We start from the raw sequence: 23,065 nt of genomic DNA on the forward strand, positions 1-23,065 counted from the left end.
CCGGTCGAGTACGAGCAAGCCCACTACGCTGCTCTCAACCGAGAGCCGCACCCCGTAGAGGAGCGGCCGAGAACCTGGGGCGGTTCAGGCTGCCTTTCGACAACAACGCCACAACCTCAACATGTGAAGTCATCGGGAACAGGTCGAAGGCCCGGACCGCGGTGAGCTCGTAGCCGTGCTCGGCGAAGATCGCCACGTCGCGCCCCAGCGCTGCGGGGTCGCCGGCGACGTACGCCACCGCGCGGGGGCGACGGTCGACGACCTGCTCGACCACGGCCCGCTTCGCTCCCTCCCGCGGAGGGTCGAGGACGACGAGGTCGAAGGGTTCGTCGAAGCCGTCGCGCAGCACCCTGTCGGTCGGGCCGCACTCGACCACCGCGCTCTCGAGGGCGGAGAGGTTGGTGCGCGCGTGCTGGCAGGCGCCGCGGTCTCCCTCGACGGCGACGACGCGCGCGCCCGTCACCTCGCCCACGAAGCGGGCGAAGAGGCCGACGCCGGAGTAGAGGTCGAGCGCCCGCTCCCCCGGCTGCGGCGCCAGCACGTCGAGCACTGCCTCCACGAGCACGCGGGGCGCCTCGGGATGGACCTGCCAGAAGCCGTCGGCCGCGACGGTGAACGCGTGGGTACGGCCGGCCGCGGTGACGTCGTGCTGGACCAGGCCCCGGGCCACGACCTCGTCCGGTCCGGCGGGTCCATCCGCATCGACGGGACGCGCCCCCTCGGCGGCGATGAGGCAGTCGTCGATCGCGACGAGCTCGTGGGAGCGGTGGGCGCGCATCGCGGGCCGACCGTCGGGCAGCACGGCGTAGCGCTGACGCGTACGCCACCGCAGGCCGTCGTCGGGGCGACCCGGCACGGGCACCGCCTCGACCCGGAGTCCGGCGACGAGCGGTGAGGACGCGTCGAGACGTCCCAGGCGCACGAGCTGCTCGCGGACGACCGCGGTCTTCAGGTCGCGCTGGGCAGGCACGGCGACGTGCTGGAAGTCGCAGCCGCCGCACTTCCCGGGGCCGGCGTACGCGCACGGCGCCTCGACTCGGTCGGGCGAGCGCGACAGGACCGACACGGCATCGCCGCGCCAGAAGCGGTCGCCGTCGGTGCCCTCGGTGATCTCGACGACCACCCGTTCGCCCGGGATCGCGTGTCGCACGAAGACCACCCGGGACTCGGGCTCGGGCAGCCGGGCGACGCAGTGGCCGCCGTGGGCGACCGGACCGACCTCGGCCTCGAAGCGCTCCCCCACCCGCGAGCGTCCGCGCGGCTTGCGGGGACGGTAGGAGCCGCGGCTCACAGGTCGTCCCGGATGTCGGAGGGACGTTCGGAGGCCACCCGGCCGCGACGCAGGTCACCGGCGTGCACGCGCGCCTCGTCCCACTTCTCGCGCTGCTGCGCGGCCTGGGAGGAGCGGAGCTGGTAGGGCACGGAGATCACCATGACACCGGGGGTGAACAGCAGCCGACCCTTGAGGCGCAGGGCGGTCTGGTTGTGGAGCAGCTGCTCCCACCAGCGCCCGACGACGTACTCCGGGATGTAGACCGCGACCACCCCGCGCGGGCTGGCCCGCCGGATCTCCTGGGTGTACTCCACGATCGGGCGCACCACCTCGCGGTAGGGCGAGTGCAGCACCTTGAGCGGGATGTCGAGGTGGCGCTCGTCCCACTCCTCGAGGAGCCGGTTGGTGGCCTTGGCATCGATGCTGACGTAGATCGCCTCGAGCACGTTGGGGCGTGTCGCGCGGGCGAAGGCCAGCGCCCGCAGGGTCGGCTTGTGCAGCTTGGAGGCCAGCACGATCGCGTGCACGCGTGTCGGCATCACCTTGTCCTGCTCGTCGGCGGCCAGCTCGAGCTCCACACGGTCGTAGTGGCGACCGATCGCCCGCATGACCACGTAGAAGAAGCCCATCGCCAGGATCGTGATCCAGGCGCCGGCGAGGAACTTGGTGACCACCACGATGACCAGCACGACGGCGGTCATGCAGAGGCCGAAGGTGTTGATCGCCCGCGAGCGCATCATCCGGCGACGCACGGCGGGGTCGGTCTCGGTCCTCAGGTGCCGTGTCCAGTGGCGGATCATCCCGAGCTGGCTGAGGTTGAAGGAGACGAAGACCCCGACGATGTAGAGCTGGATCAGCTTCGTCACCTCGGCGTCGAAGACCCAGATCAGCAGCATCGACATCGCGGCCAGGAAGACGATGCCGTTGCTGTAGGCCAGCCGGTCCCCCCGCGAGCCGAGCGAGCGCGGCGCGAGACCGTCCTGGGCGAGGATCGATCCGAGCACCGGGAAGCCGTTGAAGGCGGTGTTGGCAGCGAGCACCAAGATGATGCCGGTGACGGTGACCACGAAGTAGAAGCCGGGCGGGAAGTGGTCGAAGACCCCGGCCGCGATCTGGGAGATCACCGGGTGCTGCTCGTAGCCGGCGGGCAGCGCCGCACCCGACGCCGTGCGCAGCCGGTCGAGCTCGTGCGGGTCGACGTAGCGGATGGCCATCTGGTTGGCGAGGACGATGACGCTCATCATCATCGAGATGGCGATGAGGCCCAGCATCAACAACGTGGTGGCCGCGTTGCGGCTCTTGGGCTTGCGGAAGGCCGGTACGCCGTTGCTGATCGCCTCGACGCCGGTCAGGGCAGCACAGCCGGAGGAGAAGGCGCGCGCCAGCAGGAACATCAGCCCGATCTGGGTCAGCGGCTCCTCCCAGCCCGGTTGCGCCTCGATGACGAGCCCGGCGCTCTCGGCCTGGGGCAGGTCGCCCGACAACAGGCGGAGCAGGCCGTAGGCGCTCATGCCGAGGATGGACAGCATGAAGAGGTAGGTCGGCAACGCGAAGAACGACCCCGACTCACGCACGCCGCGCAGGTTCATCGCAGCGAGCAGCACCACCGCGACCAGGCCGACGCTCGCCTCGTGCCCGATCAGCGCCGGGATCGCGCCGGCGGCGTACTGCGAGGCCGACGAGATCGACACCGCGACGGTCAGCACGTAGTCGACGAGCAGCGCGCTGGCCACCGTGAGGCCGGCGTTGCGACCCAGGTTGACCGACGCCACCTCGTAGTCGCCGCCACCGGAGGGGTAGGCGTGGACGGTCTGGCGGTAGCTCGCGATGACGGTGAGCATCACGACCGCGACGGCGAGGCCGATCTTCCACGACCAGACGTAGGAGGACGCGCCGGCCACGGCCAGCATGATGAAGATCTCATCGGGTGCGTAGGCCACCGACGACAGCGCGTCGCTGGCGAAGACGGGCAGCGCGATCCGCTTGGGCAGCAGGGTCTCCCCCAGCTGGCTGCTGCGCAGCTTGCGACCCAGCAGGATCCGCTTGGACACGTCGCCGACACTCACAGGCCGGAAGCCTAGACCCGCAGGCGCCCAGATCCTCGCTGGGATACGGTTCCCGTGTGCACGTCGTGATCATGGGCTGTGGCCGCGTCGGTTCGACGCTCGCCCGCAGCCTCGAGGACCGCAACCACACCGTGTCGATCATCGACAGCGAGCCGGACGCGTTCCGGCGCCTCGGTCCGGAGTTCAACGGCGACAAGATCACCGGCTACGGCTTCGACCAGCAGGTGCTCGAGAAGGCCGGCATCCGTCGCGCGGACGCGTTCGCCGCGGTGTCCAGCGGCGACAACTCCAACATCATCGCCGCCCGCGTGGCGCGCGAGACCTTCGGCCTCCAGCAGGTCGTGGCCCGCATCTACGACCCGGGCCGCGCCGAGGTCTACCAGCGTCTCGGCATCACGACGGTCGCCACGGTCAAGTGGACCGCCGACCAGGTGCTGCGCCGGATCCTGCCCGCCGGCGCCGAGCCCGACTTCCGCGACCCGTCGGGCACGATCCGCGTCGACCACGTCCCGATCCCCGAGGCGTGGATCGGCACCCGGACGGTCGAGTTCCAGATGCAGTCGCGCAGCCGCATCGCCTGGATCGACCGGCTCGGCGAGGGCATGCTGCCCACCCGCGAGACCGTGCTGCAGGAGGGCGACATGCTCCACCTGGTCATGCGCGAGGAGCACGCGGCGCACGCCTACGCCGTGCTCGAAGCCGGCCCCGAAGCCGACTGACCCGACCCCAGACTGAAGCAGGAGCACCACACATGCGCGTCGCCATCGCCGGAGCCGGAGCCGTGGGTCGCTCGATCGCCCGGGAGCTGATCGAGAACGGTCACCAGGTCCTGCTCATCGACAAGAGCCCGTCGGCGATCCGACCCGAGCGGGTTCCCCACGCGGAGTGGCTGCTGGCCGACTGCTGCGAGCTGTCCTCCCTCGCCGAGGCGCAGCTGGGCAAGTGCGACGTCGTGATCGCCGCGACCGGCGACGACAAGGCCAACCTGGTGACCTCGCTGCTCGCCAAGACCGAGTTCGGCGTGCCGCGCACGGTGGGACGGGTCAACCACCCCAACAACGAGTGGTTGTTCACCGAGGCGTGGGGAGTCGACGTCAACGTCTCCACCCCGCGCATCATGTCCGCGCTCGTCGAGGAGGCCGTCTCCATCGGCGACCTCGTGCGCCTGTTCACCTTCCGCCAGGGCAACGCCAACCTCGTGGAGCTCACCTTGTCGGCCGACTCCCCCTTCGTCGGGACCCCGAGCGGGCTGGTGCCGTTCCCGGACAACTGCGCCCTCGTGACCATCCTGCGCGACGGGCAGGTCTACACCCCCGACGCCGAGCAGCCGCTGGAGTCCGGCGACGAGCTGCTCTTCGTGGTCCCGGCCGAGGTCGAGCACGAGCTCGAGCAGCTGCTCTCCCCCGGCCACCGCTGAGCCCCGGCCACGCCGCCGGCAGCGCAGGGCGTACGCCGTCAGGAAGGCGTCGCGTCGCCGGTGGCCGGCGTGACCGGCGTCCGGTTGCGCGACAGCAGCCACACCATCGTGGCCAGCGCGGCCAGCTGGAGGGGCCAGCCGAGCACGATCTTGAGCACGCCGAGCGCCGCGACTGCGGCGTCAGGGTCGATCGAGCCGGAGCTGCCGGCCAGCCAGATGGGCGCCTGGATCACGACACGGAGCGCGCAGGGCGCGACGAGCAGCCAGGTGAGGCGGCTGCAGAGCTTCACGACCTGCCGGTCGGAGTGCCAGGCGGTGGGGTCGCCGGTGATGGAGCCGACCATGAAGCCGACCAGCGGCCACCCGATGATGCAGGTGAAGCCCAGCACCACGGCGTAGGCGCCGTTGTAGAGGATGCCGGGCAGGAAGTAGGCCAACGCCTGGTCCTGCTCGGAGCCGCCGGCGGCAGCGGAACGGTGCACGAAGTACCACCCGATCGCGATGCCGAACAGCGCGTTGACCACGAACTGCACGGTCGAGCGCTGCACGAGCCGGATCACCAGCAGCACGAGCGCGGCCCCGACGCTGACGTAGATCGCGGTGTCGAGGTCGCGCATCGTGAGCCACGTGAGGGTGAACAGGATCGTCGGGACGGCCGCCTCGGCCATGCCCCGGCGCCCGCCGAGGGCCTTGGAGAGCTGCTGGCGCACGACGGCCTCGACCGTGTCGGTGTCGGCCGCGGCGGCGGTCCGCGTCGGCTCGCTCATGCGCGCAGCTCGTAACGGGGGTTGAACATGATCGGCACGCCGCTCTGGCGTCCGATGCAGCCGGCGACGGTCATCGCCCGGCCGGGGCCGATGCCGGAGATCCGGCGTCGCCCGAGCCACACCACGGTGATGACGCCGGAGCCGTCGTCGAGCTCGGCTTCGAGGGCAGGCACGCCCCCGCGGGGGCGCAGGGTCACGGTGCGGACGACGCCGTTGACCACGACGTGCTCGCGCTCGGGAGCCTCGGAGATGCACACAGCCTCGTCGCTGGTCTGGGACTGGCGCAGCTCGCGCTGGTGGGCCTCCGAGCTGTCTGCCCACTTCGACAGCGCCTGTCGCAGGCGGCTCTTCTCGGCCACGCTCGGCTCACCCCACCCGGCGGGCGTCGTCCGGCAGGCGGACCGGCAGGGGCTCGCCGACCGGCATCGCACCTTCGCCACGGCGTACGACGACCTGGGCGAGGGCGTCCTCCCACTCCGAGGCGGCGTCGGGCTCGACGGCGGGGCGTCCGAGGAACGACGCGCGGAGCATCCAGCGCTCGCCGTTGATGCCGATGATGCGCGAGGGCTGGGTGGCGGCGGTGCCGTCGGGACGCTGGACCGGCATCGCGCAGACCAGCTCGGTGCCCCAGCGGCCCTCGCGCTCGGTGGCGTGGCCGCCCCGGCGCGCCATGTCGGCGGCGATCTGCGGTCGGACGTCGGACCAGAGGTCGCCGTTGCGCGGCGCGGCGAAGGCCTGGAACTCGACGGCGCCGTCCTGGCCCGCGAGCATCACGGCCCGCACCTGGCCGCTCTGCTCGTCGACCTGCAGCCGCAGCTCGCGGTCGGCGATCGCGGGCACCAGCACCGAGCCGAGGTCGGCGCGCTCGATGCCGTCGCCCTCGACCTCCGAGACGTCGAACGGCCCGGACGCCGTCGGGGCGGGGATCGGCTCCTCCGCGGCGACGGTTTCGTCGTCGGCCGTCACGGCCGGGTCGGTGGCCTCTGCCTTGCGGCGGAACTTCACGTCAGCACTCCTTGTCGATGGGCCCGAGGCGCGCAGGACTCATGTGCGCACACCCGTACCAGTAGAACCGTAGCCCCCGTCTCCCCGCACCGAGTCGGGCAGCACCCCCACCTCGACGAAGCGCGCCCGCTCGAAGCGCTGCACCACCAGCTGGGCGATGCGCTCGCCGCGGCGCAGCGTGACCGCCTCGACCGGGTCGTGGTTGATCAGCAGCACCTTGACCTCGCCGCGGTAGCCCGCGTCCACGGTGCCGGGCGTGTTGACGATGGACAGCCCGTGGCGCGCCGCGAGCCCGGAGCGCGGGTGCACCAGGGCGACGTAACCGTCGGGCAGCGCGACGGCGATGCCGGTCGGCACCAGGGCCCGCTCGCCGGGGGCGAGGGTGAGGTCCACGGTGGTGTGCAGGTCCGCGCCCGCGTCGCCCGGGTGGGCGTAGGACGGCAGCGGCAGGTCGGGGTCGAGCCGCACGACCTGGATGTCGAGCTGGATGTCGAGCTGGATGTCGCGCTGGGTCTCGGACGGGGGCTCGGGCATGAGGTGGGCGTCGGGCACGAGGAGAGAATCTATAGGCTCTGCGCCGTGGACTACGCCGAACGCCTCACCGTCCCGCTGCGCTGGTGGGTCCAGGGCACCATGCTCGTGGCGTCGCTCTGGCTGGCGGTCCTGGCCGCGACCCCCGAGGTCGTCGCGTGGTCGGTCACGGCGGTCGCGCTGGCGCTGCTGGTGGCGCTGCTCGGCACCTACGGCAGCCCGAAGGTCTCGGTCGACGACCACACGCTGCGGGCCGGGCGGGCGCACATCCCCCTGGAGCACGTCGGGGCGGCCACCGCCCTCGATGCGGACGGCGTACGCCGCCAGGCGGGCGTGGACGCCGACGCCCGTGCCTACCTCCTCCTGCGGCCCTACCTCAAGCGCGGCGTGCGGGTCGACATCACCGATCCGGCCGATCCCACGCCCTACTGGTTGATCAGCTGCCGGCGCCCCGACGCCCTCGTCTCAGCCCTGGAGGCGACGCGCACGCACCGAGACGCTGGATAGGGTGCGTCCATGGCTTCCCAGGACTCCTCCAGCAAGTTCTTCTCCGCGTTCTCGCTCGTCGCTGCGATCGGGGCGGCGGCGGTCGCCAAGAAGGGACTGAACACCACGTGGCGCGCCACCACCGGCAAGAACCCGCCGACCAACCCGGCGGACCCCGACGTCGGGCTCGGCGAGGCGGTCATGTGGGCCGCCGTGAGCGGCACCCTGATCGGGGTGGCCCGGATGCTGGCGGCACGTCGCGCGGCGGGTTACTACGCGAAGTCCACCGGGCACCTGCCCCCGCAGCTGGCGAAGGACGGACAGGACGCCTCGAAGGCCCCTGCCGCCACCTCCTGAGCGCACCCTCCCGCACGACGCAGCGCCCGCCCCTCGACGGAGGGGCGGGCGCTGTGCGTTCGTGCAGCCGTGCTCAGATGCAGTCGCGGCAGATGAGCTTCTTCTCATCGGCCAGCTGCGAGCGGTGGTGCACCAGGAAGCAGCTCATGCAGGTGAACTCGTCGTCCTGCCGCGGCATGACCTCGACCGCCAGCTCTTCGTGCGAGAGGTCGGCACCGGGAAGCTCGAAGGACTCGGCCGCCTCGGTCTCGTCCTCGTCGACCTTGCCGGAGTTCTTGTCGTGGCGGCGGGCCTTGAGCTCCTCGATGCTCTCCTCGCTCTGGTCCTCCTCGGACTTGCGCGGTGCGTCGTAGTCGGTGGCCATCGAATCCCTCTCCCCATGCAGTGGCTCAGACCGGCCGGATCGCGGCACGGGCGTGAGACCGAGTTGTTGCTCGTCGTCGGCGCCAGATTGTGCACCATGAACCGGCTCCGTGGTGAGCCGGTCCGCAACGTGTCGCATGAACAGTGCGCGACGCCTCGCTATTCCCCGTGCCACCTGCGTGGTCCAGCCCGGTCGGACCCACCCGCGCAGGGGTGACGCGGGTCACCCCGTCAGGCGAGGAAACCGGTGCTCCGCAGCGCGTCCGCGAAGGTGTCCCAGCCGTCGGCAGGTGTCCCCACGACGACGTTGCGCCGGGGGAAGCCGGGGAGCGTCATCGTGCCGTCGAGCAGCTCGAAGCGGCCTCCGGCCTCGCGCAGCACGAGGCCGCCGGCCGACCAGTCCCACGGCTGGGGGCCGGCCTCGACGTAGGCGTCGGCGCTGCCCTCGGCGACGTGGCACAGGTCGAGCGAGCACGACCCCATGCGGCGGATGTCGCGCACCTCGGGCAGCAGGCGTGCGACGCAGGCGGCCTGGTGCTCGCGGACGGCGCGCTGGTAGCCGAAGCCGGTGAGGACCAGGCGCTCGGCCAGCGGCGGGGTGGGGCGTACGCCGATGGAGGCCCCGTCGCGGGTGGCGCCGAGGCCGCGGGCGGCGGCGTACTCGGTGCCGGTGGGGATGGCGACCACGGCGCCCGCCACGACCTCGCCGTCCACCTCCGCGGCGACGGACACCGCGCAGTCGGGCAGGCCGTAGAGGTAGTTGACGGTGCCGTCGATCGGGTCGACGACCCACCGCACCCCGCTGGTGCCGGGCCGGTCGTCGCCCTCCTCGCCGAGGATCGCGTCGTCGGGCCGCGCGGCGGTGATGCGCTCGCGCACGAGTGTCTCGACCGCCCGGTCGGCCTCGGTGACCACGTCGACCGCACTGGTCTTGGTGTCGGCCACGCCGATGCCGCCGATCCGCATCTCCCGGGCCAGCGCGGCGCCCTCGTGGGCGACGGTGCGGGCCAGGTCGCGCAGGGCGGCGGGGTCCGCAGTGCTCACGAGTCGCGACCGCACAGGGCGGGGCGCGGACCGCGCGGGTTGGGGCAGCAGCCCACCCCGCAGACGTCCGGGCCGGCCGGCATCGAGCCCACGGCCGGACGCTCGGGAGCCTCGCCACGCTCGGCCGCTGCGCGCTCGAGGAGCAGGTCGCGCACCATCGCGACGAAGCGCGGGTCGACCCCGGCGGTGGCGGCGCGCACGGCCGAGATGCCGAGACGCTCGGCCGTGGCCATCGCCTCGGTGTCGAGGTCGTAGATGACCTCCATGTGGTCGGAGACGAAGCCGATCGGCATCAGCACCACGCTGCTCACCCCGTCGGTGGCCAGCTCCTCGAGGTGGTCGTTCACGTCCGGCTCCAGCCACGGCGTCGACGGCGCGCCCGAGCGCGAGCAGTAGACCAGGTCGTGGCGGTGGGCGCGACCCGTCGCCTCGCGCACCCGCCGGGCCACCTCGTCGACGGCGCTGCGGTGCTGGCGGACGTAGGCCTCGCGAGGCTGGCCCAGGGGGTCCTCCGAGCCGCTGGTCTCGGCCATCGCGGTCGGGATCGAGTGGGTGACGAAGACCAGGCGCGCCCGGTCGCCCCCGTCGGGGAGCTCGGCGAGCGCCGCCAGGCAGGCGTCGACGGCCGGCTCGATGAAGCCGGGGTGGTTGTAGTACTGCCGCAGCTTGTCCAGGCGCGGGGCGCCCTCCACCTGCTCGACGGCGTCCAAGAGGTTCTCGCGGTACTGCCGGCACGACGACCACGACGAGTACGCCGACGTGGCGAAGACCGCGGCCCGCTGCACGCCGTCGGCGGACATCTGCGCGAGCGTGTCGGCGAGGTAGGGGTCCCAGTTGCGGTTGCCGAAGTAGACCGGCAGGTCGATCCCCTGCTCGGCGAGGTCCTTCTCCAACGCCTCGATCAGCGCGCGGTTCTGGTCGTTGATCGGGCTCCTGCCGCCGAAGAGGAAGTAGTGCTCCCCCACCTGCTCCAGGCGCTCGCGGGGGATGCCCCGCCCACGCGTGACGTTCTCCAGGAACGGCACCACGTCCTCGGGCTTCTCGGGACCTCCGAAGGAGAGCACCAGAAGAGCGTCGTACGGCTTCACGTCGGGTCCCGCAGGATTCATGGCGCCAGCCTAGGCGGGCCTACCATCACCTCGATGCTCGACTCCTACGCGCGGGTGCTGAGGCGCCCGGGTGCCCTCGCCTTCAGCAGCGCCGCCCTCGTGGCGCGCCTGCCCATCTCCATGGTCGGGCTCGGCATCGTGCTCCTCGTCCAGGAGCGCACCGGCTCCTACGGTCTCGCCGGCACCGTCGCCGCCGTCTTCGTGCTGGCCGAGGCCGCCTTCGCGGTCCTGCACGGCCGGTGGGTCGACCACTTCGGCCAGTCGCGCGTCCTCCCCCTCGCGATCTCCCTCTTCGGCGCCGGGCTGGCACTGATGATGGTGGCGGTCGAGCAGGACTGGGCACGGGTCTGGACCTACCTCTTCGCCGCGGTCGCGGGCGCCTCCCTCCCGCAGGTCGGCGCGAGCGTGCGGACCCGCTGGTCCCACCTGCTCGACCAGCCCGGCGAGAAGCAGACGGCCTTCGCGCTCGAGGCGGTGCTCGACGAGGTCGTCTTCGTGGTCGGACCGGTGCTCGTCACGCTCCTGGCCACCGGCTACCACCCCGTCGCCGGGCTCACCTTCGCCCTCGTCAGCGGCGTGCTCGGCACCTTCGCCTTCGCCGCGCAGCGACGCACGGAGCCCCCGGCGGGGCGCAGCTCGACGACCGGCGGGCCGAAGCCGCCGATGCCGTGGCGGCTGGTGCTGCCGCTGGCGCTCGTCTGCCTCACCCTCGGCGCGCTGTTCGGGGCCGCAGAGGTCACCACCGTCGCGTTCGCGGAGGAGCAGGGACAGCGCGGGGCCGCCGGCTGGCTGCTGGCGGCGTGGTCGTTCGGCAGCCTGGTGGCCGGCCTCGTCACCGGCGCGATCGCGTGGCGCAGCGGGCCGGACGTGCGCCTGCGCTGGGGCTCGGCTGCGATGGCGCTGGCCATGGCGCCCCTGATGTTCGTCTCCTCGATCCCCCTGATGGCCGTCGTGCTGCTCATCGGCGGGCTCGCGATCGCGCCAACCATGATCGGCGCGATGACGATGGTGGAGCAGGGCGTTCCGTCGGGCCGGCTGACCGAGGGCATGGCGATCCTGCACACCGGGATCGTCGCCGGCGTCGCGCCGGGCGCGAGCATCGCCGGCTTCGTGGTCGACCACAGCGGGGCGTCGGCGGCGTACGCCGTGGCCCTCGCCGGCGGCGTGCTCGGCGCGCTCGCCGCGCAGACGGCCCGGCCGTCGCGCGCCCTGGCTACCGTGCGCTCATGACGTCGACCCGCTGGCGCAACTGGTCCGGCCTCGAGGAGGCGGCTCCCCGAGAGGTCGTGACGCCGACCTCCGTCGAGGCCGTCGTCGGGGCCGTGCGCCACGCATGCGAGGCCGGGACCACCGTCAAGATGGCCGGCACCGGTCACTCGTTCACCGCGATCGCCGCCCCCGAGCACACGATGCTGCGACCCGACGGGATGCACGGCGTCGTCGAGGTCGACCGACAGGCGATGACCGTGACGGCACGCGCCGGCACCCCGCTCAAGGACCTCAACCTCGCCCTGGAGCGCCTGGACCTCTCGCTGCACAACATGGGTGACATCGCCGAGCAGACCCTGGCCGGGGCCACGTCGACCGGCACCCACGGCACGGGCGGCACTGCCGCCGGACTGTCCGCCCAGCTCGCGGGCCTCGAGCTGGTCACCGGCACCGGCGAGGTGCTGCGGGCCTCGGCCGACGAGAACGCCGACGTCCTCGAGGTGGCCCGCGTCGGGCTCGGCGCCCTCGGCATCCTGACGAGCCTCACCTTCCACGTCGAGCCGCTCTTCGTGGTCGAGGCCCACGAGCAGCCGATGACGTGGGACGCCGCGCTCGCGTCGTACGACGAGATGGTGGCTGCGGCGCACCACGTCGACATGTACTGGTTCCCCCACACCGACGCGATGGTGGTCAAGCAGGACGTCCGCACCGACCTCGAGCCCGGCGAGCAGGAGCCGCCGTCGCGCCTGGCGGCGTGGTGGGAGGACGAGCTGGTCTCCAACACCGTCTTCGGCGCGCTGTGCCGCATCGGCTCGCGGTCACCGGGCCTGGTCCCGCGGATCAACCGCGTCGCCGGCCGGGCACTCTCCGAGCGCCGCTACAGCGACCTCGCGCACCGCGTCTTCGTCAGCCCGCGCCGGGTCCGCTTCCGCGAGATGGAGTACGCCGTCCCGCGCGAGGTCGGCCTGGACGTGCTGCGCGAGTGCCGCCGGGTGATCGAGGCGAGCGACTGGCGCATCGCCTTCCCCGTCGAGGTCCGCACCGCTCCCGCCGACGACGTGCCGTTGTCGACCGCCCACGGTCGCGACAGCCTCTACCTCGCCTTCCACGTCCCGGCCGACACCGACCACCGGGCCTATTTCGGGGGGCTCGAGCCGCTGCTGCGCGAGGCCGGCGGTCGACCCCACTGGGGGAAGGTCCACACGCGCACGGCCGCGGACCTGGCGCCGGCGTACGACCGGTTCGACGACTTCCTCGCGATGCGCGACCGGCTCGACCCGCACCGGGTCTTCGCCAACTCCTACCTCCGCCGCGTGCTGGGCGACTGAGCCGTCGGCCACCTCGCAGCGTGTCCCTGGTGCCTGGACGAGTCGTGTGGTCACGGCGCAGGCAGTGAGCCTGCTGTCTGTTCTCCACCAGCCGGATGTTCGCAGGCTGCGGACCGTCGAGACAGCCACTTGACTCTCGCAACCCGACGAACGCAGACAACCAACCACGAGGTCGGCGCGTCACACCGAGGACCGTCGCATGCGACGTACTGTCACCGACACGCTGCCCACCGTCATCGGGGGTGGCTCACCCAGGGGGAACCGTGCTTCGACGTTCGACCACGCTTGTTGTCACCGCGCTTGTGACGGGGGCGCTGGGCGCACCGTCGTCGGCGGCGTCGGACACTGACCGGACCTGCCAGGGCCGCCCGGCCACGATCGTCGGCACTGGCCCGGACATCCAGGGCACGCCGGGTGATGACGTCATCGTCACCGGCACCTCCCAGGTCATTTACGCTCTCGCTGGGAACGACCTGGTGTGCGTGAGCCCGACCGCCTTGCGCGTGTACGCGGGCGACGGCGATGACGTGGTGGTCGCGTCCGAGGCTGGGACACAGATGAGTGCCTATCTCGGTGCTGGTCTCGACCGCTACCTCGGGGGACCTGGCAACAACGGTCCCGTCTCAGCCGCGCTCAATCAGAACGTGGTGTACGCGGACGGCACGGATGACACCGTGACAGACGCCGACTGGGCGATCCTGACGGTCACCGCGCCTGCGACCGGGACACGTGGCACCTACACCGGTGGCGGGATCGCCGTCTGGTCGGCCGACCAGGACGTGGAGATCGACCTGGACACCAACATGGTGACGGTCGGGGGGGTCCATGCGGTCGACCTGTCTGGCATCGACGGCGCGAGCGTAGTCGCGCCGCGCGCGGTGTTGCGAGGCAACGCCGAGGCCAACCTCCTCTTCGGTCTGGGATGCGATGTGCTGTTCGTCGGAAGAGGCGGAAACGACCGCCTCAGCGGTGGAGATGGGAACGAGGACGGCCCTGAGGCCCAGATCAAGTCGGAGTGCGTGGGCATGAGAGCCACGATGCGTGGTGGATCCGGCGACGACAGCATCAGGGGGTGGCTGGGCCGCAACCGGCTGGTCGGGAACGCAGGCAATGACGAACTCCAAGGTCGCGCCCGATCAGACGTGCTTCTCGGTGGCAGCGGCCGCGACGACCTCAGGGGCGGGGACGGGTCGGACGTGCTCCGCGGAGGCGGCGGTCGCGACACAGCCGACGGGGAGAATGGCCGCCAGGACCGCTGCGATGCCGAACGCGAGCGTCGCTGCGAACGCTGAAGCCACCTAGGTCTGACGATCGCCCTCGGCGCTCATCGGGATGAGCGGACAACACCCCGACTTCCGGTGGCTCCGGTCAACGGGCTCGCCCATGGGGACACACCCGGTCAGACGTTCGCCGGTCCCTTGGGCAGCGGGGCGCGCCAGCCGCGCACGAGCGCCAGCAGCCGCCAGCCGAGGCAGGTCGTGAACCCTGCCGCGGCGACCACGAGCAGCGGCACGTCCGTGCGGTCGAGCAGCACCGCGACGGTCGCGCCGGCGAGCGCGGGTGTGGCGTAGAGGACGCCCTCGAAGATCACCGGCACGCTCCCCGAGAGCACGTCGCGGAGCATGCCGCCGCCGATGCCGGTCAGCATGCCCATGAGCGCGGCGGGCAGGGGGTCGAGGCCGTAGTCGACCGCCTTGAGGGCGCCGGTGACGCAGAAGAGCGCGAGCCCGAAGGCGTCGAAGAGGGTGACGACCCGCTCGAGCCGGCCCACCGTGGGGTGGAAGACGAAGGTCAGCAGGCCGGCCGCAACCGGGACGAGGAGGTAGCGCCAGTCCGCCAGCGCGGCGGGTGGCGTCGCGCCGATCAGCACGTCGCGGATGAAGCCCCCGCCGAGCCCGGTGACCCCGCCCAGGACCAGCGCGGCGAAGAGGTCGAGGTTCTTGCGCACCGCCACGAGCGCGCCCGCCACTGCAAAGGCGAAGATGCCGACGAGGTCGAGGACGACGAGCGTCGCGGCGAACTCGGTCACGGGCACGCCCGAAGGCTAGATCGCGCTGCCGCCCTCCCGCCAACCAGCGGTCAGGGGTGGACGACCCCACCCCTGACCGGGCGGGTCCCGGCGCGCCGCAGGCGCAACCCGGCCCCGGCCCCGCGCTGGCGTAGGCTCGACTCGATCGGATGCCTCGCATCGATGACCACCTCAGGCAGGAGCCCGCCGTCCATGGCCAAGCTGACGTTCACCGGACGCAGCAAGGACGGCAAGCGCCTGCTGCTGGTGGACGAGTCGGGCCAGGAGCACACCCTGGTGATCGACGCCCGGCTCCGCCGCGCCTTCACCGGCGCACCCGAAAGCAACGGCCAGTTGGAGATCCCGATGGAATCAACCCTCCGTCCCCGCGACATCCAGACGCGCATCCGGGCAGGTGAGTCGCCCGAGGCGGTCGCCCACGCCGCCGGGACGTCGGTGGAGAAGATCATGGCGTTCGCGGCGCCCGTGATGGCAGAGCGCGCCCACGTCGCCGAGCGCGCCCAGCTCGCCTCCGTACGCCGCCGCGCCACCGAGTCCGGCGCCCGGACCCTCGGCGAGGCGGTCGCCGCGCAGCTGCGGGCGCACAACGCCGACCCGGGCAGCGTCGAGTGGGACGCCTTCCGCCGCGAGGACGGCCGCTGGACCCTGACCGGCCTCTACGACGTCGCCGGCCGCACCGGTGCCGCGACCTTCTCCCACGACCCGCGCGGCAACTTCGTGACCGTGGACGACGAGGACGCCCGCTGGCTGGTCGGCGACGCCGCCCCGGCGACACCCGCCGGGCCCGCCTCCGACGACCTGGCCCTCGCCCGCCAGCGCCGCCTCAGCGCCGTCGACGGCGACGTCCCGCTCGGCGAGGACGCCATCGAGATGGTGGCCGACGGCGCGGTGGCCGACGCCGGGGCCGACGCCGGGGCCGGGGCCGACGAAGAGTCCCCCAACGAGACCACGATGGAGATCTCCGGCGCGCTCGGCTCCGAGCAGTCGATCGAGGCCTACCTCGAGGGCACCGACGGCACCTTGTCGGACGAGCCCGAGCCCGAGCCGGCGCCCCGGCCCGAGCAGCCGGCTGCGCAGGCGCCTGCCGAGCCGGTCGCCAAGCCCAAGAAGCGCGGTCGCGCGTCGGTCCCGAGCTGGGACGAGATCATGTTCGGCGGCGGCAAGGGCGACTGAGGCGGTGCGGCTGGTCCGTCTCAACGTCCATCCCCTGAAGTCCGCAGCGATCCGTCCGGTCGGGTCGGCCGCCGTGCTGGCCCGTGGCCTCGTCGACGACCGCTCGTGGATGCTCGTCGGCCCCGACGACCGCCTGGTCTCCGCGCGGGAGCTGCCGGCGCTGTTCCGCGTCGTCGCCGACACCCCGGCGACCGATCCCACGGTGTCGTCGGCGCTGCGGCTGCGTGCCGTCGGCCACCGGGACCTGGCCGTCGACCTGCCCGGCGGCCCCGAGGTGCTGGTGCACCTGTTCTCCCTCGACCTGCCCGCGACGCCCGCCGGTCCGGAGGCCGATGCGTGGCTGCGCGACGTGCTCGGGACCGACGTACGCCTCGTGTGGTGCCACGACCCGACGCGCCGCCGGCTGCAGCCCGGCTTCTCCTCCCCCGCTGACCACACGGCGTTCGCGGACTCGTTCCCGGTCACGGTCGCCTCCCTCGCCTCGCTGCGCCGGCTGGACGACTGGATCCTCGAGCGGGCGCTCGAGGAGGGCGAGGAGCCGCCGGAGCCGCTTCCGGTCGAGCGGTTCCGTGCCAACCTGGTCGTCGACGGCGACGAGCCGTTCGCGGAGGACCGCTGGGCCGAGGTCCGCGTCGGCGAGGTCCGCTTCCGTGTCGCCAAGCCGGTCGGTCGCTGCGTGATGGCCACCCTCGACCCTGCCACGCTCCGCACGGCGAAGGAGCCGACCCGCACCCTGGCGCGGCACCGCCTCGTCGACGGCAGGACGCTCTTCGCCGCTCACCTCGTCCCGCTGGCCGAGGGCACGATCCGGGTCGGCGACGAGGTCACCGCACGCTGATCAGCGACCCGTCGCCACGGGCCGCCCGCGGTCGGTGATCCAGCCGCTCCAGCTCCCGGGGTAGAGCGCGGCGCGGACGCCGGCGACCTCCATCGCGAGCACGTCGTGGGCAGCGGTCACCCCCGACCCGCAGTAGGCGGCGACCGTCGTCGCGTCGGTGGCGCCCACCCGGGCGTACACCGCGCGGAGGTCCTCGGGCAGACGGAACCGGCCGCGCGCGTCGAGGTTCTCGGTCGTCGGGACGTTGACGGCGCCGGGGATGTGCCCGGCGACCGGGTCGACGGGCTCGGACTCCCCGGCGAAGCGCTCCGGCGCGCGGGCGTCGACGAGCACGTCGACCTCGCGCACGTCGTCTGCCCCGACGACGGGCATCCGGACGTCCGCCGCCGCCGTGAAGTCCCCCGGGGCGGTCTGCACCGCGCCCTGCTCCACGGGGTGGCCGGCCTCGCGCCAGGCGGTCCAGCCGCCGTCGAGGACGCGTACGTCGTCGTGGCCGCGGTGGCGCAGCAACCACCAGGCCCGCGCCGCAGCCCGCCCCTGCCAGTCGTCGTAGACCACGACGGACCGTCCGTCGCGCACGCCTGCGCGCCGCATCGCGGCCTCGAAGGTGCCGACGTCCGGCAGCGGGTGCCGGCCCCCGGCGCCCGGTGGCGCGGCCAGGTCGGCGTCGAGGTCGACGTACGCCGCTCCCGGGACGTGGCCGGCCTCGTGCAGCCCGCGGCCGGGCGGGCCGCCCATCACGTAGCGCACGTCGAGCACGGTGACATCGTCGAGCGTCGCCGCCAGCTCCTCGGGACCGATGAGCGGGCTGAAGTCGTGGTCCATGCCCGGCACGGTAGCCGCAGGTCGGCACCCGGGCTGTGACAAGATCGGCCGGTCATGGCTGAACTGCACTTCTTCACGGGCACGATGGACTCCGGCAAGTCGACGCTGGCGCTCCAGACCAACCACAACCACGCCGCCCGAGGACGCGTCGGCCGCATCTTCACCACCCACGACCGCTCCGGCGCGGCGGTCGTCTCGAGCCGGCTGGGCCTGACCCACGACGCGCTCGAGGTCGGCACCGACTTCGACTTCTGGGCCTACGTCGTCACCACGCTCACCCGCGGCGGTCGCATCGACTACCTCATCTGCGACGAGGCCCAGTTCTACTCCGCCGACCAGATCGACCAGCTCGCCAAGGTCGTCGACGAGCTCCAGATCGACGTGTTCGCCTTCGGCATCCTCACCGACTTCCGCAGCGTCCTCTTCCCCGGCAGCGCACGCCTCGTCGAGCTCGCCGACCGGATGAACGTGCTCCAGGTCGAGGCGCTGTGCTGGTGCGGCAAGCGCGCCACCCACAACGCTCGCACCGAGAACGGTGCGATGGTCACCGACGGCGAGGTGATCGTCGTCGGCGACGTCGAGCAGGCCGACGAGCCGCCCGCGGACGTGGCCTACGAGGTCCTGTGCCGCCAGCACCACCGTCGCCGGCTGACCGCCGCCCGGGCGAAGGCCGTCAGCCTGGCCCCGGAGCCGCTGCCCTTCGGCTGAGGCCGGTCTCATCCCACGAGGATGGGGATCAGCATCTCGGTCGACGTGAGGGAGCCGTGCAGCCCGACGAGGGTGTCCTCGTAGGCGAAGTCGCGGGTGGAGACGATCGCGGTGTCGCCGTGGCAGGCGACCATCACGTCGCCGAGCCGGGGCAGCACGCGCGCGTCGACCGCCCCGAACCATCCCCGGTCGACGGCGTCCTCGCGGGCCAGGACCGTCGCCCGCTCCCCCAGCACCTCACGCCACGTGGTGAGGACGTCGTCGACGGCGCGCCCGGAGCAGTAGAGGTGGCGGAAGCGGGCCTCGCCACCGAGCAGCCACACCCCGTCGCGCATGCCGTCGACGGCGTCGACGTCCACGCGTGCGTCGCGCGGGCTGTCGACCATGCCGTGGTCGGCCACCACCAGCAGCCGGGTCGCGGCGGGCAGCGCCTCGCGCAGCTGCTCGGCCTCGGCGTCGACCATCGCGAGCTGCTGGAGCCACTGGGTGGAGGCCACACCGAACTTGTGGCCGGTCCAGTCGAGGTCGGAGTCGTAGACATAGGTCAGCGACGGCTGGCGGGCCGACGCGCTGACGGTCGCGGCGATCCGCTCACCGACGCGGTCCGCGCCGACGTACGTCGCCCCACGCTGCGAGGCCACCGTGAGCCCGGAGCCGTCGAAGTCGCGCTTGTTGACCGACGTGACGTGCACGCCGGCATCCGCCAGACGCCCGAAGGCGGTGGGGTGCGGCTGCCACTCCAGCGGGTCGATGCCGTTGTCCCACCCGAGGTGGTTGAGCAGCCGGTCGGTGCCGGGGATGCGGGCGGTGAAGCCCACCAGCCCGTGGGCGCCGGGCACCAGGCCGGTGCCGAGCGAGGTGAGCGAGGTCGCGGTCGTCGAGGGGACCCCGGCGGTGCCGGTCGAGCCACCCTCGAGGAGGGAGGAGAGGTACGGCGCCACGTGCGCATGGCGGGCGAGGAGCTCGGCACCCATGCCGTCGACCAGGAACACGACGTACGACGGCGCGGGCGGCAGCTCGAGGCCCACGGGGTGACCGTCCAGGGGTGCGCCGAGCGCGCGGGCCACGGACGGCACCACGTCGGCGAGCGAGCGGTCGCCGTACGCCGGCGGGGTGAACGCGCCCGTCACCGGGGAGCGTTCATCCGCGGGTGCGCGCGGACAGCGCGTCGGAGAAGGCCAGCAGCCCCGCGACCGCGTCCGAGCCCTCGGCAGCCGCGGAGACCCGCAGGGTGTAGTCGTCGCCGGCCAACGTGCCGGTGTAGCCGTGGTCGGCATCGCACTCGGGGTCCGAGCACGCCGCGGGCTCGAGGTCGAGGCGACCCACGCCGCCCCACCCGATGGTCAGCACGGCCTCGGCCGGCGGCGCGACGCCCTTGGTCGGGTTGGCCACCATGCGGGTCACCACGACGGTGCGGATCGACGTCAGCGTGACCGCCTCGGTCGTGGTCGAGGTGTAGGGCTCGGGCAGCAGGTCGTCGCCGGGGTGCTCGTCAGTGTGGGCGATCACCAGCCGGGTCGGGGTCAGCAGCAGCGCCGTGAGGTGGCGGCGCACCTCTTCGTGGTCGAAGGTCGTCTCGTGGTGCACGAAGTAGGAGACGACCTCCTCACCGCCTGCGGCCGAGAAGACGCCGTCAGCGACGACCTCGGGGTAGTAGCCGGTGCGGTGGATCTCCTTGCGGAGGTCCTGGGAGACGTCCGCGTCACGGGTGGAGCGAGGCATGGTGGCAGTCTGTCACGCATGCGGCCTCAGTCGGGGAGCGTGTCCCCCGGCATCGTGCTCAGGCGGCGCACGAACCAGTCCGAGCGCGCGTTCGGCACCTGCTCCACGCGCACCGACGCACCGAGCACGCTGGCCCCCTCGGCGCCGGCGAGGACGAGCGGGAGGTGCAGCGCACGGACCTGCGGCAGGTCGTGCTGCAGCTGGGCGACCTGGCGCACCAGTCGCTCGATCTCGGCGACGTCGACGATCTCGCTGCCGCGGTAGCCGAAGAGCAGCGGCGAGGCCTTGATCTCGCGCACCATGTCCTGGGCGTCGTGGTCGGCGAGCGGCGGGATCCGGTAGGACCGGTCGCTGAGCAGCTCGGTCAGCGGACCACCGATGCCGAAGGACAGCACCGGGCCGAAGAGCGGGTCCTCGACCGTCGAGATCGTGACCGGCACCCCCGGGGGTGCGTTGCGCTGGACCACGAAGCCGGCACGCTCGGGATCGGTGATCACCTGGTTGAGCGAGGTCCAGGCGTCGGCCATCTCGTCGGCCGTGTCGATGTTGCGCCACACGTGGGCCAGGTCGGGCCGGTCACGCAGGTGGTCGGCCGTTGCCTTCAGCACCACGTCCCACTCCAGCGCCTCGCCCGCGGCGACCGCCTCGTCGAGCGTCTCGACGGCGTAGGTGTCCCACAGGTCGATGCCGTAGGCCCCGAGCAGCCGCCGCTGCTCCACGAAGTCGAGGTCGCGACCCTCGGGGTGTCGCATCAGCAGCTCGTTGACGAGATGACGCGCGTCATCGCGGTCGTTGGACGGCAGGTCGCCGACCGTCGACTGCGGCACCCGCAGCCACACGGCGTACTCGACCACGTGCGCGAGCGCGCGCACGGCGGCCTCCACGGCCGGGTAGGACGGCACCGACCCGCGACCGGCGCTCGAGCCGGCGACGTCGGGCACGCGCAGCAGCTCGGGGACGCCCTCGGTGCCGAGGAAGGTCGAGACGATCGGCTTGTCGGACTGCTCGCCGACGGCGGCCAGGACGTTGGCCACCTCCTCCCGCGCGCCGGTCACGTTGAGCGGCGGGATGAAGATCGCCGCGACCGCGTCCACCTCCGGGTCGTCGATCGCGGCATCGAGCGCGTCCTCGAAGTCCTCCGCGGTGGCGTCGGCCCCGAGCGCCTCCTGGCGGTTCACGACGAGTCCGACCGAGTTGGCGGCGTCGGCCGCGAGGAGGCCGAGCGCGTCGGAGTTGCCGACGATGGCCACCCGGCGACCGCGCGGCAGCGGCTGGTGGGCCAGCAGCTGGGCGACGTCGAACATCTCCTCGAGCGACTCGACCTGGATGATGCCGGCCTGTCGGAACATCGCGTCGACAGCCTGGGCGGGCGCGCCGATCTTGCGGACCGCATGACCCATCGGCACGCCCTGCGAGCTGCGACCCGAGCGCACCGCGACGATGGGCTTGCGGCGGCTCACACGGCGCGCGATGCGCGAGAACTTCCGCGGGTTCCCGATCGACTCGAGGTAGAGCAGCACCACCTCGGTGGCGTCGTCCTCCTCCCAGTACTGCAGGAGGTCGTTGCCCGAGACGTCGGCGCGGTTGCCGGCGCTGACGAAGGTCGTGAGGCCCAGGCCCCGGTTCTGCACCTTCTCCAAGATGGCGGAGCCGAGCGCACCGGACTGGCAGAAGAACCCGGCGCGACCGCGCGGTGGCATCACCGACGACAGCGAGGCGTTGAGCGAGACATCGGGGTCGGTGTTGATGATGCCCAGCGCGTTCGGGCCGATCAGGCGCAGACCGTAGGAGCGCGAGAGGCCCACGAGGCGCCGCTGGCGCATCCGGCCCTCCTCACCGGTCTCGGCGAAGCCCGACGAGATCACCACCAGCCCGTGGACTCCCTTGGCGGCGCAGTCCAGCACCACGTCCTGCACCGCGTCGGCGGGCACCGCGACGATGGCGACGTCGACGTCGCCGGGGATCTCGCCCACCGACTTCCACGCCGGCATGCCCGCGACCGAGTCGGCGCTGGGGTTGACGACGTGGATGCGACCGGAGAAGTTGCCGAGCACGAGGTGGCGCACGAGCGCGCGGCCGATCGTGTCCTGGCGGCGGCTGGCGCCGATGATCGCGACCGACCGCGGCGAGAAGAAGCGCTCGATCGAGGCGTACTCCGCGCGGTGCTCGCGCTGCTCCATCACCCCGATCGCGGTGTCGGTGGGATCGATGCGGAAGACCAGCTCCATCACGCCGTCCTCGAAGGCGCTCTTCACCTGGTAGCCGGCGTCCTTGAACGTGTGGATCATCGCCTGGTTGTCGGGCAGCACCTCGGCCACGAACTCCTCGACCCCGCGCTCGCGGCCCGCCTGGGCGAGGTGCTCGAGCAGCAGCTGCCCGATGCCGCGCCCCTGGTGCTTGTCCTCGACCAGAAAAGCGACCTCGGCGTATCCGGGGCGGATCGTGTCGTAGCGCCCGACGGCGATCATCTGCCCGGCCACGGTGAGGATCATCGCGACCCGGTCGCGGTGGTCGACGCGGGTGAAGCGGTCGAGGTCGCGCTCGGAGAGCTCGGGCATCGGCGAGAAGAAGCGGTAGTACTTCGACTGGTCGGAGACGCGGCTGTAGAACTCCACGAGCAGCTCGCGGTCCTCCGGCTGCATCGGCCGGATGTGCGCCGTCCGGCCGTCGCGCAGCAGCACGTCCGCCTCCCAGTGGCGGGGCGGGGCCGTCGTCCCCACGTCTGCAGCAGCGTCCGCTTCGGTCACGACAGCAATCTATCGGGCACCGCGTATCGAGACCCACCTTCGGCGAGCCCCGGGCCGATCCTCGCGGC

Annotated in this window: 24 protein-coding genes; 10 read left to right on the forward strand and 14 right to left on the reverse strand. The window is 72.4% G+C overall.

Translation table 11 applies throughout. From position 1 onward, the window contains the following. Window positions 1-34: 34 nt before the first annotated feature. The gene (locus tag K4G59_RS15190; RefSeq protein ID WP_231251913.1) at window positions 35-1,291 is read right to left on the reverse strand and encodes a class I SAM-dependent RNA methyltransferase; all 1,257 of its coding nucleotides are present in this window, start codon (window positions 1,289-1,291) and stop codon (window positions 35-37) included. Further along, a complete protein-coding gene (locus tag K4G59_RS15195) occupies window positions 1,288-3,339 on the reverse strand; it encodes an APC family permease (protein WP_231251914.1) in 2,052 nt (683 codons plus the stop codon). The genes K4G59_RS15190 and K4G59_RS15195 overlap by 4 nt, the downstream gene beginning before the upstream one ends. A gap of 56 nt (window positions 3,340-3,395) precedes the next feature. Between K4G59_RS15195 and K4G59_RS15200 the strand changes: the two genes are divergently transcribed. Further along, on the forward strand, window positions 3,396-4,058 hold the full coding sequence (locus tag K4G59_RS15200) for a potassium channel family protein (protein WP_231251915.1): 663 nt from the start codon (window positions 3,396-3,398) through the stop codon (window positions 4,056-4,058). A gap of 32 nt (window positions 4,059-4,090) precedes the next feature. Continuing rightward, entirely contained in the window at window positions 4,091-4,756 is a 666-nt protein-coding gene (locus K4G59_RS15205; protein ID WP_231251916.1) for a potassium channel family protein, read from the forward strand. Window positions 4,757-4,794: 38 nt separating this feature from the next. On the opposite strand, the gene K4G59_RS15210 is transcribed toward K4G59_RS15205, so the two are convergent. The 4 genes from K4G59_RS15210 to dut are packed head-to-tail and all read right to left on the reverse strand — an operon-like array spanning window position 4,795 to window position 7,062. Further along, a complete protein-coding gene (locus K4G59_RS15210; protein ID WP_231251917.1) occupies window positions 4,795-5,523 on the reverse strand; it encodes a DUF3159 domain-containing protein in 729 nt (242 codons plus the stop codon). After that, a complete protein-coding gene (locus K4G59_RS15215; RefSeq protein ID WP_231251918.1) occupies window positions 5,520-5,882 on the reverse strand; it encodes an OB-fold nucleic acid binding domain-containing protein in 363 nt (120 codons plus the stop codon). The genes K4G59_RS15210 and K4G59_RS15215 overlap by 4 nt, the downstream gene beginning before the upstream one ends. Window positions 5,883-5,889: 7 nt before the next feature. Further along, window positions 5,890-6,528, reverse strand: coding sequence for a DUF3710 domain-containing protein (locus K4G59_RS15220; protein ID WP_231251919.1), 639 nt, complete (start codon window positions 6,526-6,528; stop codon window positions 5,890-5,892). Window positions 6,529-6,567: 39 nt separating this feature from the next. Further along, complete coding sequence (gene dut / locus K4G59_RS15225) at window positions 6,568-7,062, reverse strand: dUTP diphosphatase (protein ID WP_231252042.1); 495 nt, start codon at window positions 7,060-7,062, stop codon at window positions 6,568-6,570. 45 nt (window positions 7,063-7,107) lie between these two features. On the opposite strand from dut, the gene K4G59_RS15230 reads away from it, so the two are divergent. Together K4G59_RS15230 and K4G59_RS15235 are read left to right on the forward strand one after the other, a co-directional pair. Next, window positions 7,108-7,566 carry a DUF3093 domain-containing protein gene (locus tag K4G59_RS15230; RefSeq protein ID WP_231251920.1) on the forward strand — a complete coding sequence of 153 codons (459 nt, stop codon included), beginning with the start codon at window positions 7,108-7,110 and terminating at the stop codon, window positions 7,564-7,566. 9 nt (window positions 7,567-7,575) lie between these two features. Further along, window positions 7,576-7,902, forward strand: coding sequence for a DUF4235 domain-containing protein (locus K4G59_RS15235; protein ID WP_231251921.1), 327 nt, complete (start codon window positions 7,576-7,578; stop codon window positions 7,900-7,902). A gap of 73 nt (window positions 7,903-7,975) precedes the next feature. Here the strand turns inward: K4G59_RS15235 and K4G59_RS15240 are convergent, their stop codons facing one another. From K4G59_RS15240 to K4G59_RS15250, 3 genes are all read right to left on the reverse strand, one after another. Further along, complete coding sequence (locus K4G59_RS15240; RefSeq protein WP_056600397.1) at window positions 7,976-8,266, reverse strand: DUF4193 domain-containing protein; 291 nt, start codon at window positions 8,264-8,266, stop codon at window positions 7,976-7,978. Window positions 8,267-8,496: 230 nt separating this feature from the next. Beyond that, window positions 8,497-9,309: an inositol monophosphatase family protein gene (locus K4G59_RS15245; RefSeq protein WP_231251922.1), complete on the reverse strand. Its 813-nt coding sequence runs from the start codon at window positions 9,307-9,309 to the stop codon at window positions 8,497-8,499. Next, complete coding sequence (locus K4G59_RS15250) at window positions 9,306-10,418, reverse strand: ferrochelatase (RefSeq protein ID WP_231251923.1); 1,113 nt, start codon at window positions 10,416-10,418, stop codon at window positions 9,306-9,308. Before K4G59_RS15250 ends, K4G59_RS15245 begins: the two co-directional genes overlap by 4 nt. 33 nt (window positions 10,419-10,451) lie before the next feature. On the opposite strand from K4G59_RS15250, the gene K4G59_RS15255 reads away from it, so the two are divergent. From K4G59_RS15255 to K4G59_RS20555, 3 genes are all read left to right on the forward strand, one after another. Next, window positions 10,452-11,648 carry an MFS transporter gene (locus K4G59_RS15255; RefSeq protein ID WP_231251924.1) on the forward strand — a complete coding sequence of 399 codons (1,197 nt, stop codon included), beginning with the start codon at window positions 10,452-10,454 and terminating at the stop codon, window positions 11,646-11,648. Then, on the forward strand, window positions 11,645-12,955 hold the full coding sequence (locus K4G59_RS15260; protein WP_231251925.1) for a D-arabinono-1,4-lactone oxidase: 1,311 nt from the start codon (window positions 11,645-11,647) through the stop codon (window positions 12,953-12,955). The genes K4G59_RS15255 and K4G59_RS15260 overlap by 4 nt, the downstream gene beginning before the upstream one ends. A gap of 263 nt (window positions 12,956-13,218) precedes the next feature. Then, on the forward strand, window positions 13,219-14,247 hold the full coding sequence (locus K4G59_RS20555) for a calcium-binding protein (RefSeq protein WP_231251926.1): 1,029 nt from the start codon (window positions 13,219-13,221) through the stop codon (window positions 14,245-14,247). Window positions 14,248-14,354: 107 nt separating this feature from the next. On the opposite strand, the gene K4G59_RS15270 is transcribed toward K4G59_RS20555, so the two are convergent. After that, window positions 14,355-14,990 (reverse strand): trimeric intracellular cation channel family protein, encoded by a 636-nt coding sequence (locus tag K4G59_RS15270; protein WP_231251927.1) that lies wholly within the window; start codon window positions 14,988-14,990, stop codon window positions 14,355-14,357. A gap of 186 nt (window positions 14,991-15,176) precedes the next feature. Here K4G59_RS15270 and sepH point away from each other — a divergent pair, with 186 nt between their 5' ends. Together sepH and K4G59_RS15280 are read left to right on the forward strand one after the other, a co-directional pair. After that, window positions 15,177-16,157: a septation protein SepH gene (gene sepH / locus K4G59_RS15275; RefSeq protein WP_231251928.1), complete on the forward strand. Its 981-nt coding sequence runs from the start codon at window positions 15,177-15,179 to the stop codon at window positions 16,155-16,157. 4 nt (window positions 16,158-16,161) lie between these two features. Beyond that, window positions 16,162-16,995 carry an MOSC domain-containing protein gene (locus K4G59_RS15280; RefSeq protein WP_231251929.1) on the forward strand — a complete coding sequence of 278 codons (834 nt, stop codon included), beginning with the start codon at window positions 16,162-16,164 and terminating at the stop codon, window positions 16,993-16,995. Here K4G59_RS15280 and K4G59_RS15285 read toward each other — a convergent pair whose 3' ends face one another. Then, window positions 16,996-17,820: a sulfurtransferase gene (locus K4G59_RS15285; protein ID WP_231251930.1), complete on the reverse strand. Its 825-nt coding sequence runs from the start codon at window positions 17,818-17,820 to the stop codon at window positions 16,996-16,998. It abuts the gene before it with no gap. Window positions 17,821-17,874: 54 nt separating this feature from the next. Between K4G59_RS15285 and K4G59_RS15290 the strand changes: the two genes are divergently transcribed. Next, on the forward strand, window positions 17,875-18,528 hold the full coding sequence (locus K4G59_RS15290) for a thymidine kinase (RefSeq protein ID WP_207085240.1): 654 nt from the start codon (window positions 17,875-17,877) through the stop codon (window positions 18,526-18,528). An 8-nt stretch (window positions 18,529-18,536) separates the two neighbouring features. On the opposite strand, the gene K4G59_RS15295 is transcribed toward K4G59_RS15290, so the two are convergent. The 3 genes from K4G59_RS15295 to K4G59_RS15305 are packed head-to-tail and all read right to left on the reverse strand — an operon-like array spanning window position 18,537 to window position 22,997. Next, the gene (locus K4G59_RS15295; RefSeq protein WP_231251931.1) at window positions 18,537-19,658 is read right to left on the reverse strand and encodes an alkaline phosphatase family protein; all 1,122 of its coding nucleotides are present in this window, start codon (window positions 19,656-19,658) and stop codon (window positions 18,537-18,539) included. A 10-nt stretch (window positions 19,659-19,668) separates the two neighbouring features. Then, window positions 19,669-20,250: a DUF5998 family protein gene (locus K4G59_RS15300; RefSeq protein ID WP_207085238.1), complete on the reverse strand. Its 582-nt coding sequence runs from the start codon at window positions 20,248-20,250 to the stop codon at window positions 19,669-19,671. A gap of 26 nt (window positions 20,251-20,276) precedes the next feature. Continuing rightward, window positions 20,277-22,997, reverse strand: coding sequence for a bifunctional acetate--CoA ligase family protein/GNAT family N-acetyltransferase (locus tag K4G59_RS15305; RefSeq protein WP_231251932.1), 2,721 nt, complete (start codon window positions 22,995-22,997; stop codon window positions 20,277-20,279). Window positions 22,998-23,065 lie beyond the last annotated feature (68 nt).

The sequence above is a fragment of the Nocardioides furvisabuli genome (genome assembly GCF_021083185.1).
Lineage (GTDB): Bacteria > Actinomycetota > Actinomycetes > Propionibacteriales > Nocardioidaceae > Nocardioides > Nocardioides furvisabuli.